This window comes from Streptomyces sp. NPDC001292 (assembly GCF_042896465.1).
Taxonomy (GTDB): Bacteria; Actinomycetota; Actinomycetes; order Streptomycetales; family Streptomycetaceae; genus Streptomyces.
Genome location: NZ_JBIAXG010000089.1, coordinates 1 through 14069, shown reverse-complemented (window position 1 = coordinate 14069; position 14069 = coordinate 1). Strand labels below are relative to the sequence as shown.

Sequence of the window (14069 nt, the reverse complement as noted above, 5' to 3'; positions counted from 1 at the left end):
CACCGTCCAGCGGCACATACACCGCACCGGCCCTCACCACACCCAGCAACACCGCCACCAGATCCGCAGACCGGTCCATCACCACACCGACCCGGTCCTCCACGGCCACACCCCGGCCGACCAGCGCACACGCCACCCGACGCGCCCGCTCGTCCAACTCCGCGTACGACAACGTGACGTCCCCCGACACCACCGCCACCGCATCCGGCGTCCGCGCCGCCTGCGCACCGAACAACTCAGGAAGCGTCCCCGCCGGAACCGGCCGAGCAGTGTCGTTCCACTCCCCGACGACCCTCCACTCCTCGTCCGGATCCAGCACGTCGAGCCCGCTGATCCGTACCCGCGGGTCCGCGGCCACCTGCTCCAGCACACCCACCAACCGGTCGGCCAGAGCCCTGGCCGTGGCGCCGTCGAACAGGTCAGTCGCGTACTGGACTCCACCGCCGAGTCCCGCGGGGTCGCCCTGCGCGTCGCGGTGTTCGGTGAGGTTGATGGAGAGGTCGAAGCGGGAGGGCAGGGCCGCGTCGGGGAGCGTCTCGGACGCCTGCTGGTGCATGGTCAGGCCGGGCAGGTCCCACTCCGCGGCAGGGATGTTCTGCAGGACCAGCATGATCTGGAACAGCGGATGCCGGGCGAGCGAGCGCTCGGAGCTGATGTCGTCCACGAGGCGTTCGAACGGCACGTCCTGGTGGGCGTACGCGGCCAGGTCCGATTCGCGGACCCGGGCCAGCAGCTCCTCGAAGGACGGGTTCCCCGAGGCGTCGGTACGGAGGACCAGGGTGTTGACGAAGAACCCGACCAGGCCCTCCAGCGCCGCGTCGCCGCGGCCGGCGATCGCGGTGCCGACGGGAATGTCGCTGCCCGCGCCGAGCCGGGCGAGCAGCATCGCCAGCGCCGCCTGGACCACCATGAACATCGTCGCCGAGCCTTGACGGGCGACCTCCAGCAGGGCGGCGTGGGCCTCCGCGCCGAGTTCGAGCGGTACGGATCCGCCCTCGAAGGAGGAGATCGCGGGCCGCGTCCGGTCCACCGGGAGCGTGAGCTCCTCGGGGAGGTCGGCCAGCGCCTCGCGCCAGTAGGCGAGTTGGGCGCTGATCAGGCTGTCTGGGTCGTCCAGCTCGCCGAGGACCTCGCGCTGCCAGATCGCGTAGTCGGCGTACTGCACGGCCAGCGGCGACCAGGCAGGAGCCGAGCCGGCGACGCGCGCCCCGTAGGCGTGCTGGAGGTCACGCGCGAGGACGCCCATCGACCAGCCGTCCACGGCGATGTGATGCGCCACCAGCATCAGCACGTACTCGGCGTCCGAAGCATCGGAGGAGTCCGCGATCACATCGCGGCTCACGATCAGCAGCTCCGTCCGCCACGGCAGCTCGCACGCCAGGTCGAACCCCTGGGACGCGACCGCAGCCATGGCGTCGGCCAGGTCGGCCGGGGTCACCTCCCGCACGTGGAGGGGCGGCGGGGTGTCGACGAGCTGCTGCCGGGCGCTGCCGTCCGTCGACGGATACACCGTGCGGAGCGTCTCGTGCCGGGCGGCCACGTCGCCGAGTGCCGCTTCGAGGGCCTCGACGTCCGGCTCGCCGGAGAGCCGCAGCGCGAGCGGGACGTTGTAGGCCGCTTCGGCTCCGGTCTCGTCGAGCTGGTTGAGGAACCACATGCGCTGCTGGCCGAAGGACAGCGGCAGCGTCTCGGGCCGTTCCCGTGCGACGAGACCGATCCGGACGTCGTCCTCGTTGTTCTCCACCAGCCGGGCCAGCCCCGCGACGGTCGGCGCGCCGAACAGCTCCCGTACGTTGATCTCGGCGTCGAGCACCGACCGGACGCGTACGACCAGCCGCATCGCGAGCAGCGAGTCGCCGCCGAGTTCGAAGAACGACTCCTCCGCGCCGACCCGTTCCAGGCCCAGCACCTCGGCGAACAGGCCGCACAGCACCTCCTCCACCGGCGTGGCGGGGCCGCGGCCCGTCGAGCCCCCGAACTCGGGGGCGGGCAGGGCGGCCCGGTCGAGCTTGCCGTTCACGGTGATGGGCAGCGAGCCGAGCGCGACGACGGCGGCGGGCACCATGTACTCCGGCAGGGCGCGCGCGGCGAACGCGCGCAGGGCCTCGCCGTCGAGGCCGCCGTCCGCCGGGACGACGTAGGCGACCAGGCGCTTCACGCCCGGCTGGTCCTCGCGGACCACCACCGCGACCTGGCCCACGCCTTCTTGTCCGGCCAGCACGCTCTCGATCTCGCCGAGCTCGATCCGGAAGCCACGGATCTTCACCTGGTCGTCGACGCGACCGGCGGAGAGAAGGGCGCCGTCCGACGTCCAGCGGGCCACGTCGCCGGTCCGGTACATCCGCGAGCCCGCGGGGCCGAACGGATCGGCCACGAACCGCTCGGCGGTCGGGCCGCACCGGTTCGCGTAGCCGCGCGCCAGGCCGTCGCCCGCGATGTACAGCTCGCCCGCGACGCCCACCGGCGCCGGGCGCAGGGCGTCGTCGAGCACGTACACCCGCGTGTTCGCCATCGGCCGGCCGATCGGCACCGAGTCGGGCACCTCGTCCAGCGCCCGCATCGGGAAGGTCGTGGCGAAGGTGGTGGTCTCCGTGGGGCCGTAGCCGTCCACGATCTTCGTGTGCGGGCACGCCTCCAGCACGCGGCGCACGGCCGTGGCGGGGACGGCCTCGCCGCCCGTCCACACCTCGCGCACCCCGGCGAAGCTGTCCGGCGCCTCCTCGGCAAGCAGCCGGAACAGCCCGGCCGTGAGCCACAGCGCGCTCACCCGCCCGCCGACGATGGCCCGTTCCATGGCGCGCACGTCGAGTTCGCCGGGCGCCACCACGACGGCGCCGCCGGACAGCAGCGGCACCCACAGCTCGTACGTCGACGCGTCGAAGGTGTGCGGCGAGTGCATCAGCACGCGCTCCCGGCTGCCGCTGCCCTCCCAGCACGGGTCCAGAGCCAGGCCGACCACGGCGCGCTGGGTGACCGCCACGCCCTTGGGCAGGCCCGTCGAGCCGGAGGTGTACATCACGTAGGCGAGCTGGTCGGCGTGCACCGTCACCCCGGCGTCGCCCGACGGCTCCTGCTCCAGCGAGGCGTCGTCGTCGACCACGACCACGGCTCGGGCGCCGTCCTCCAGTACGGAGCCGCGCAGCGCGCGGTCGGTCACCAGCACCGACGCCGCCGTGTCCGCCGCGAGCCGGCGCAGCCGGTCCGCGGGAGTGTCGGCGTCCAGCGGCACGTACGTCCCGCCGGCCTTGAGGACCGCCAGAATCGACACGACCAGCTCGATCGACCGCTTCTGCAGCAGGGCGACCGTCTGCTCGTCGCCGACGCCCAGGGCCACCAGGCGGTGCGCGAGCCGGTTCGCCCGCGCGTTCAGTTCGGCGTACGTCACCTCGGTGTCCCCGGAGACGAGCGCCACCGCCTCGGGCGTACGGCGTGCCTGCGCCTCGAACAGCTCCGGCAGCGCCGCGGGCGGGACGGGCCGCGCGGTGGCGTTCCAGTCCACGACCACCCGGGCGTGCTCGGCCTCGTCCAGGACGTCGAGCCGGCTCACCCGCAGGTGCGGGTCGGCCGCCATCTGCTCCAGGACCCTCTGGACGCGTTCCGCCAGGATGCGTACGGCGGCCTCGTCGAAGAGATCCGGCCGGTAGTCGAGCCGCAGTTCGAGCTCGTCCGACGGGGAGGCGAGCAGGGTGAGCGGATAGTGGGCCGCTTCCTCGCCGCCGCCTCCGACGATCGGCAGACCGCCCAACTGACGCCCGGCGTCCGGGTCGTGCGGGTAGTTCTCGTAGACGACGAGGGTGTCGAAGGTCGCCCCCGCGCCGGCGATGCGCTGGATCCCCGTCAGCCCCACATGCTGGTACGCGATGAGCTCGGCCTGCTCGGCCTGGAGCCCGGTCAGCAGCTCCGCGACCGTCCTCCGCGGGTCGAGTCGGACCCGTACCGGGACGGTGTTGATGAACAGGCCGAGCATCTGCTCGACGCCCGGGATCTCGGCCGGCCGGCCCGCGACCGTGGCGCCGAACACCACATCGCTGCGGCCTGAGAGCACGCCCACGAGTACCGCCCACGCGCCCTGGACCAGCGTGTTCAGCGTCAGCCCGGTCGCCCGCGCCATCTCCCGCAGCGCGGCGGTGCGCGGTTCGTCGAGCCGGACGGTGACGTGGCGGGACGGGACGGACTCCGCGCCCCGTTCGACCGGGGCGACGAGGGTCGGTTCGTGCGCGCCCGCCAGCACCGAGCGCCACGCCTCCGACGCGGCCTCCTCGTCCTGGCGGGCCAGCCAGGCGAGGTAGTCACGGTACGGGGGCACGGGCGGCAGGGCGCTCGCGTCGCCTCCGGCCGCGTAGATCCGGGACAGCTCGCCGAACAGGATGGGCAGCGACCAACCGTCCGTGACGATGTGATGCATCGTCAGGACCATGCGGTACCGGTCCGCGCCCCGCTTGACCAGCAGCAACCGCATCAGCGGCGGAACCGCCAGGTCGAACGGCGCCAAGTCCTCCTCGGCGAGCCGGTGCGCTTCGGCCCCCGCCTCGGCGTCGGACAGACCCGACAGGTCCACCTCCCGCCAGGGCAGCTCCACACCCTCGACGACCACCTGGACCGGGCTCTGCATCCCGGCCGGCTGACGGAACCCCGTCCGCAGGCTCGCATGCCGGTCCAGCAACACCTGCCACGACGCACGCAGCAGACCCGCGTCCACAGCCCCTGCCAGATCCAAGAACCGCTGCCCCACGTACACATCGCGCGAGCCCTCGTTGTACCGGGCGTGGAACAGCAGCCCCTCCTGCAACGGCGACAGCGGCCACACGTCGACCAGACCGGGAACCCCCGCCTCCAGCTCCTCCACCTCGCCCTGCCCGAGAGCCACCAGCGAGAAGTCGGACGGAGTGTGACCACCAGCACCCGACTCCCCCGCATGAGCCGCCAGACCGGCGAGCATCGCCACCCAGCCGGACGTCAGCTCGCGCAGCTCCTCCTCGTCGAAGAGCCCTGCCGGGCAGCCAAGCGTGACCGTCAGCTCGGGCCCCTCGGGAAGGTCACGGACCAGTCCACCGGCCTCCAGGGCGTGCATCAGCACCATGCGCGGGTCGGACGCCCCGCCGAGGACCGTGTCGGCGTCGGGCCGCCAACTGCCCCCTGCCGTCCGGTCGGCGGGGGTGAAGCGGCCTAGGTAGTTGAAGCCGATCTGCGCCGACGGAAGCCCCTCGAACGCGGGCGCGGTCTCCGGGTTCCCATAGCGCAGCAGCCCGTACCCCAGACCATCCCCCGGAACGGCCCGCACCTGCTCCTTGACCCGCTTCAGCAGCCGGCCCGCCTCCGGACCCCCGGCGCGCACCCGGGCGTGATCGGCGCCGCCCGCGTCCAGTCGCAGCGGATGCGAGCTGGTGAACCAGCCGACCGTACGCGTCAGATCCATCTCGTCGGAGAGCGGCACACGGCCATGGCTCTCCACGTCCACCAGCAGACCGCCCGAGAGGGGTCGGCCCCGGCCGCGCCGCCACTCCTCCACGGCCGCGACCAGACCGGCCAGCAGCACATCGTCGACACCGGCATGGAAGGCCGCCGGCACCCGTGTCAGCAACTGCGAGGTCACTGACACCGGCAGCCGGAGCTCCACCCGTCGCGTGCCGCCCGCGACCGTGTCCACGGCCGGGTCCAGCGCCCGATCGCCGAGCTGCGGGTCCGAGCCCTCCAGCATCCCGGTCCACACCGGCAGCTCGCTCAGCCGCTCCGCGCTCACGGCCTCCGCGGCCAGGGCCTCCGCCCAGCCCCGGTACGAGGTCGAAACGGGGTCGAGGACCGCGTCCGGACCGCCCTCGTACGCCGCCGCCAGATCCGGAACGAGCACCCGCCACGACACCCCGTCGACGGCCAGGTGATGCGCCACCACCAGCAGCCGGCCCGGCTCGTCGGGGCCGGCGTCGAACCACACGGCCTCGACCATCCGGCCGGCCACCGGGTCGAGCCGCCCGACCGCGCTCCGCTCGGCGTCGCGCACGAGCGCGGCCAGGTCCTGGGCGACGGCATCGACGCGCCGTACGACCGCCGACGCGGCGCCCTGCTCCGGAGCCACGAGCGCGCTCGGTTCGCCGTCGGCGAGCTCCAGGCGGGCACGGAGTACGTCATGGTGGTCCAGCAGCCGCTGAACCGCCGCCTCCAGACGCGGCAGCTCCAGCCCGGCCGGGACTTCCAGCAGCATCGACTGGGAGAACGCCCCGGTCAGCGCCGCCGGCCCCGCCCGCTCGACCAGCTCGCGCATCACCGGCGTCAGCGTCGCCGACCCCACACCCGACATCTGCGCGTGCGCCGCGCCCGCCGTGGCCGCCGGCACCCCGGCGACCCGCGCCAGCCCGGCCGGGGACCGGTGCTCGAACACCTGCCGGACGGTGATCGCCACGCCCGCGCGCCGGGCCCGGGAGACGACCAGCATCGACGTGATGGAGTCGCCGCCGAGTTCGAAGAACGAGTCCTCGGCGCCGACCCACTCCAGGCCCAGCACCTCGGCGAACAGCCCGCACAGCACCTCCTCCGCCTGCGTGGCCGGGCCGCGGCCCGACGAGCCGGCGAACTCGGGCGCGGGCAGCGCCGCCCGGTTCAGCTTCCCGTTGACGGTGACCGGCAGGGTCTCCAGCCGCATGACCGAGGCCGGGACCATGTACTCCGGGAGGAACCGCGCCGCGAACTCCCGCAGCGACTCCGCGTCCACGTCCGCGTCCACGTCTTCGCCGGCCGGAACGACGTAGGCGACCAGGCGCTTCACACCCGGCTGGTCCTCGCGGACCACCACCGCGACCTGGCCCACGCCCTCGTGCCCGGCCAGCACGCTCTCGATCTCGCCGAGCTCGATCCGGAAACCGCGGATCTTCACCTGGTCGTCCTGGCGGCCCAGGTACAGCAGCTCGCCGTCCGCCGTCCAGCGGACGAGGTCGCCCGTCCGGTACATCCGGTCGGACCCCGGGAAGGGGCAGGCGACGAACCGCTCCGCCGTCAGTCCCGCCCGGCCCGCATAGCCCCGCGCCAGCTGCACGCCCGCCAGATACAGCTCACCCGTCACCCCGGGAGGCACGGGGCGCAGGAAGTCGTCGAGCACGTAGGTCTGGGTGTTCCAGACCGGGCGGCCGATCGGCACGGACCCGTGGGCCGTGCCGTCCGTGCCGTCCCAGGACGTGACCTCGACCGCGGCTTCCGTCGGCCCGTAGAGGTTGTGGAGCCGCACGCCGATCCGTCGGCGGAACTCCTCCACCAGATCCGCCGTCAGCGCCTCGCCGCTGCAGAAGACCCGCCGCAGACCGGCGCAGTCACCGGGGCGGACCTCCTGGAGGAACACGCCCAGCATCGACGGGACGAAGTGCATCACCGTCACCGCCTGCCGGGCCAGCACGTCCACCAGGTAGGCGGGGTCGCGATGCCCGCCGGGCTTGGCCATCACCAGGCCGGCGCCGGCGACCAGCGGCCAGAACAGCTCCCACACCGACACGTCGAAGCCGGTCGGCGTCTTCTGGAGCACCCGGTCGTCGCTCGCCAGCCGGTAGGCGTCCTGCATCCACAGCAGCTTGTTCGCGATCGACCGGTGGCTCACCATCACGCCCTTGGGGCGGCCGGTGGACCCCGACGTGTAGATCACGTACGCCGCGGAGCCGGGCGTCACCGTCGCAGCCGGCGCGGTGCCGGAGAACGCCGCGACCTCGGCGACGGTCGCCTCGTCGTCCCACACCGCCCACGACGCATCGCCGGCCGCTGCCGTCGCACGCGTGCACACCACGACCGCGGGCGCGGCATCGGTCAGCACGTACGCGATGCGGTCCGCCGGGTAGTCCGGGTCCACCGGGACGTACGCGGCGCCGGCCTTCAGCACGCCCCACAGCACGGCCATCAGATCGACCGACCGCTCCATCAGCACGGCCACCCGGCTCTCCGGGCCGACGCCCCTGCCGATGAGCCAACGCGCCACCCGGTTCGACCACTCGTCCAACTCCGCGTACGTCACGGAGGACTCTTCGTCGAGGACGGCGAGGGCGTCCGGGACGCGCTCGGCCTGGGACCGGAACAGCTCCGGCAGCGTCGTGGCCGGGACGGCCTGGTGGGTGTCGTTCCACTCCTCAACGACGAGTCGCCGCTCGGGCGCGTCCAGGACTTCCAGCTCGCCGGCGGTCACCTGCGGGTCGCGGGCGACCTGTTCCAGCACCCGTGCGAGCCGCTGGGCCAGGGCCCGGGCGGTGTCCTCGTCGAAGAGGTCGGCGGAGTACTGGAAACCGCCCTCGATGCCGGCGGGCCCGCCCTGCTCGTCGCGGAGTTCGACCAGCCCGATCGACAGGTCGAAGCGGGCCGAGAACTCCTCGTCGGCCAGGATCGGCCGGACGTCGAGGCCGCGCAGTTCCCACGGGGCGTCCGCGCCCGGAGTGTTGTCGATCGTCAGCAGGATCTGGAACAGCGGATGCCGGGACAGGGAGCGGGTCGGGCTGAGGTCGTCCACCAACCGCTCGAACGGCACGTCCTGGTGGGCGAACGCGGCCAGGTCGGTCTCCCGGACCCGGCCCAGCAGTTCCGCGAACGTCGGGTCGCCGGCGGCCTCGGTGCGCAGGACCAGGGTGTTGACGAAGAATCCCGCCAGCTCGTCGAGGGCCGCGTCGGCGCGACCCGCGACGACCGTGCCGATCGGGATGTCGGCGCCCGCGCCGAGCCTGGTCAGGAGCATCGCCAGGGCAGCCTGGACGACCATGAACATCGTCGCCGAGCCCTCCTTGGCCACGGCCGCGAGTGCGGCGTGGGCGTCGGGGCCGAGCTCCATCGGGGCCCAGCCGCCCTGGAACGACCCGACCGCCGAACGGGTCCGGTCCGTCGGGAGCGACAGCTCCTCGGGCAGCCCGGCCAGGGTCTCCCGCCAGTACTCCAGCTGGGCGCTCAGCAGGCTGTCCGGGTCGTCGGCCTCGCCGAGGACCTCGCGCTGCCAGAGCGCGTAGTCGGCGTACTGGACCGGCAGTGGCGCCCAGCCGGGCTCCGAGCCGGTGCGCCGGGCCGCGTACGCCTCCTGGAGGTCACGCGCGAGGACGCCCATCGACCAGCCGTCCACGGCGATGTGGTGCGACACCAGCAGCAGCACGAAGTCGGTGTCGGACAGGGTCAGCAGCTCGGTGCGCCACGGCCGGTCCCTGGTCAGGTCGAAGGGCCGGTTCGACAGCTCGGCCATGACCTCGGGCAGGTCGGCCGCCGCGACGTCGTGGACGCGCAGGGCGGGACGGCCGGCGGGGCCGTCGAGGATCTGCTGCCGGGGAGCGCCGTCCGTCTCCGGGAACACCGTACGGAGCGTCTCGTGCCGGTCGGCGACGTCGCCGAGGGCCGCCTCCAGCGCGGCCGCGTCCAGCTCGCCGGAGAGCCGCAGCGCGAGCGGCATGTTGTACGCCGCCGCCGCTCCCGACTCCTCCAGCCGGTTGAGGAACCACATCCGCTGCTGGCCGAACGACAGCGGCAGCACCTGGGGCCGTTGCCGGGCGACGATCTCCGCCCGGCCCCCGCGTCCCGAGGCGTCGTCCACCAGACGGGCGAGGCCCGCGACGGTCGGCGCGGCGAACAGCTCGCGGATGCCGACCTCGGTGTCCAGCGCCGAGCGGATCGACGCGATCAGCCGCATCGCCAGCAGGGAGTCGCCGCCCAGGTCGAAGAACGACTCCTCGGCGCCCGCCCCCTCCAGACCGAGCACCTCGGCGAACAGCCCGCAGAGGATCTCCTCCACCGGGGTCGCGGGCCCGCGGCCCGTCCCGTCGCCCAGGTCCGGCGCGGGCAGCGCGGCCCAGTCCAGCTTGCCGTTCACGGTGACCGGCAGGGACTCCAGCACCACGACGGCCGCGGGCGCCATGTGGTCCGGCAGGGTCCGCGCGGCGAACTCCCGCAGCACGGCGCCGTCAGCGGCGCCCTCTCCGGCCGGGACGACGTAGGCGACCAGGCGCTTCACGCCCGGCTGGTCCTCCCGGACGACCACCGCGACCTGGCCGACGCTGTCGTGCGCGGCCAGCACCGCTTCGACCTCGCCCGGCTCGACGCGGAACCCTCGGATCTTCACCTGGTCGTCGGCACGGCCGGCGAAGACCAGTTGGCCGTCCAGCGTCCAGCGCGCCAGGTCGCCGGTCCGGTACATCCGCTCCCCCGAGCCGGGGAAGGGGCAGGCGACGAACCGCTCCGCCGTCAGTCCCGCACGGCCCGCGTAACCGCGCGCAAGCCCGTCGCCGGCGACGTACAGCTCCCCGACGACGCCGGGCGGCAGCGGACGCAGGAACTCGTCGAGCACGAACACCCGGGCGTTCCAGACCGGGCCGCCGATCGGCACTGCGGTCCGGCCCCGAGCGGGCGTGAGCGCGCCGGACATCGTCGCGCAGACCGTCGTCTCCGTCGGCCCGTACGCGTTGAACAGCCGCCGTGACGACGACGCTGACGACGCCCATTCGGCCACCAGGCCCGGCGGGCACGCCTCGCCCGCCACCACCACGGTCGCCAGCGAGTCCGGCAGCCGGTCGACGCCCGCCAGCACCGACGGCGGCAGCGTCACATGGGTCACCGCGAAGTCGTCGAGCAGATCCTCCAGCCGTCCGAACGGCGGCATCCGGTCGGCGGGCGGCACCACCAGCGCGGCCCCGGCGAGCAGCGCCATGCACACCTCGGACACGGCGGCGTCGAAGCCCAGCGCGGCGAACTGCAGCACCCGCGACTCCGGCCCGACCTCGAACCGGTCGATCTGGGAACCGGACAGGCTGCCCAGACCCGCGTGCGACACCACCACGCCCTTCGGCGTCCCCGTCGAACCCGAGGTGTAGATCACGTACGCCGGGTGCGCCGGACGCAGAGGCGCCCTCCGGTCCACGTCGGTCGGCGCGGTCGTCCGCGCGGCGGCGATCTCCGCCGCGGTCGCCGCGTCGTCCCACAGCATCCGCCCGGTCCCGGCCGGGAGCAGCCCGGCGCTCGTCCCGGTGCACACGACCAACGCCGGGTCGGCGTCGGCGAGCATGAACGCGATCCGCTCGGCCGGGTAGTTCGGGTCGACCGGCACGTACGCCGCGCCGGCCTTCGTCACTCCGAGCAGCACGGCGATCTGGTCGGCCGAGCGCTCCATCACGACGCCGACCCGGTCCTCCGGGCCGACGCCCCGGCCGATCAGCACGTGCGCCAGCCGGTTGGCCCGCTCGTCCAGTTCCGCGTACGTCAGGGAGACGCCGGCGCCGATCAGCGCGGTGGCGTCCGGGGTCCGGGCCGCCTGCGCCTCGAACGCCTTCGGGAGGGTGAGGGCGGGCAGAGCCCGGACGGAGTCGTTCCACTCCTCAAGGACCGCGCGCCGCTCGTCGGCGTCGAGCACGTCGAGCCGGCTGAGCGGGGTCTCCGGATCGGTGGCCACCTGCGCCAGAACTCGCTGCAGCCGGTGGACGAGCCTGCGGGCCGTCGCGTGGTCGAACAGGTCCTTCGCGTACTGCAGGTCGCCGGTGATCCCGGCCGGCGCGCCGCGCTCGTCGCGGCGCTCGGCGAGACTCAGCGACAGGTCGAACCGGGCGGGCAGCGCCTCGTCGGGCAACGTCCCGGCGTTCATCGGGTGAACGGTCAGACCGGGGAAGTCCCAGTCCGTGGACGGGGCGTTCTGCAGCACCAGCATGATCTGGAACAGCGGATGGCGGGTGAGCGACCGCTCCGGGTTGAGCTCGTCCACCAGCCGCTCGAACGGCACGTCCTGATGCGCGTACGCCGACAGGTCGGTCTCGCGGACCCGGGCCAGCAGCTCGGCGAAGGTCGGGTCGCCGCCGACGTCGGTGCGCAGGACGAGGGTGTTCACGAAGAACCCCGCGAGGTCGTCGAGCGCGCTGTCGCCGCGGCCGGCGATCGCGGTGCCGATGGGGATGTCCGTACCCGCGCCGAGCCGGGCCAGCAGCATCGCCCAGGCGGCCTGCACCACCATGAACATCGTCGCCGAGCCCTGCCGGGCCACGTCCGCCAGACCGGCGTGGGTCGCGCCGTCCACCTCGACCGCGACCGAGCCGCCCTGGAACGACGCGACGGCGGGCCGCGCCCGGTCCGCCGGGAGGGGAGTCTCCTCCGGCAGGCCTGCCAGGGCCTCCCGCCAGTAGCCCAGCTGGGCGCTGATCAGACTGTCCGGATCGGCCGGGTCGCCGAGGACCTCCCGCTGCCAGAGCGCGTAGTCGGCGTACTGGACGGGCAGCGGCGCCCAGTCGGCCGCGCCGCCTTCGCAGCGGGCCGCGTAGGCCGTCCGCAGATCCCGCGCCAGGAGCCCCATCGACCAGCCGTCCACGGCGATGTGATGGGCGACCAGGAGGAGGACGAACTCGGACGGGGAGTGGGACTGGGACTGGGACTCGGGCTGGGGTTCGGACTCGTACTGGGACTGGGACTCGGACAGGACGAGCAGCTCGGCCCGCCAGGGCAGCTCGCGCGCCAGGTCGAAGCCCGGTCCGGCCTCGGCCACCAGCACCTCGGGCAGCTCGGCCTCGCTGATGCGGCGGGTGGGCAGGGCCGGACGACCGGCCGCGCCCTCCAGGACATGCTGCCGGGGGGTCCCGTCCGTCTCCGGGAACAGAGTGCGGAGGGTCTCGTGCCGGTCGGCCAGGTCGCCGAGCGCGCCGCCGAGGGCGGCGGTGTCCAGCTCGCCCGAGAGCCGGAGCGCCAGCGACATGTTGTACGCGGCGCCCACGCCCGCTTCTTCGAGCTGGTTGAGGAACCACATCCGCTGCTGCCCGAACGACAGCGGCACCGTTTCCGGCCGCTCCCGCACCACGAGCCCCGACCTGACGTCGGACCGACCGCCCTCGACGAGCCGGGCCAGGCCCGCGACGGTCGGGGTGCCGAACAGCTCACGGACGCCGACCTCGGCGTTCAGCACCGAGCGGACGGAGGCGATGAGGCGCATCGCGAGCAGCGAGTCGCCGCCGAGTTCGAAGAACGAGTCCTCAGCGCCGACCCGCTCCAGGCCGAGCACCTCGGCGAACAGGCCGCACAGGACCTCTTCCACCGGGGTCTCGGGGCCACGTCCTTCGCCGCCGCCGAACTCGGGGGCGGGGAGCGCGTCCCGGTCGAGCTTGCCGTTGACGGTGACGGGGAGGGCCTGCAGGGGGACGATCGCGGCGGGGACCATGTAGTCCGGCAGGGACCGTGCGGCGAACTCCCGCAGGGCGTCGCCGTCGACTTCCTCGCCCGCTGGGACGACATACGCGACGAGGCGCTTGGCGCCGGGCCGGTCCTCGCGGACGATGACGGCGACCTGAGCGACGCTCTCGTGCGCGGCCAGTGCGGATTCGACTTCGGCGGGCTCGATGCGGAAGCCACGGATCTTCACCTGATCGTCGGCACGACCGGAGAAGAGGAGCTGGCCGTCCGGCGTCCAGCGGGCCAGGTCGCCGGTCCGGTACATCCGGCCGCCGCCGTACGGGCAGGCCACGAACCGCTCCGCCGTCAGCCCCGGCCGACCGTCGTAACCACGGGCCAGACCGGAACCCGCAAGGTACAGCTCGCCGGTCACGCCCGGCGGCACGGGACGCAGGAACTCGTCCAGCACGTACGTGCGGGCGTTGTCCATCGGCCGGCCGATCGGCACACTCGCCGGTACGGCATCGCCGGCCACGTACGGGATCTGCGTGGTGAACGCCGTCGTCTCCGTGGGCCCGTACGTCGTACGAACCGTCAGCTCCGGATACGCCTCCAGCAGACTGCGAATGGCCGACGCGGACACCACGTCACCACCGGTCGACACCTCACGCACACCCGCGAAGATCTCCGGCGACTCCTCCGCCAGCACACGGAACAGACCCGCCGTCGCATGGACATTGGTGATCCCATGCTCAGCAATCAGCCGACCCCGCACGGACGCGTCCTTCTCACCATGCGGCAGCAGCACCAGCTGTCCGCCCCGGGTGAGCGGCACCCAGATCTCGTACGTCGAAGCGTCGAAAGCATGGTTCGCCTGGACCAGAACCCGCTCCACCGCATCATCACGCCAACACCGGTCCGCGACGAAACTCGCCACGTTCCCATGCGTCACCGCCACGCCCTTCGGCGTACCAGTGGACCCCGACGTGTACATC

General features: G+C 73.4%; 1 protein-coding gene. It reads right to left on the bottom strand.

Annotated features, from left to right (window positions below; translation table 11 throughout):
• The coding region (locus ACFY4A_RS41590) for an amino acid adenylation domain-containing protein (RefSeq protein WP_390834513.1) at positions 1 to 14068 on the bottom strand (14068 nt) is incomplete at its 3' end.
• Position 14069 lies beyond the last annotated feature (1 nt).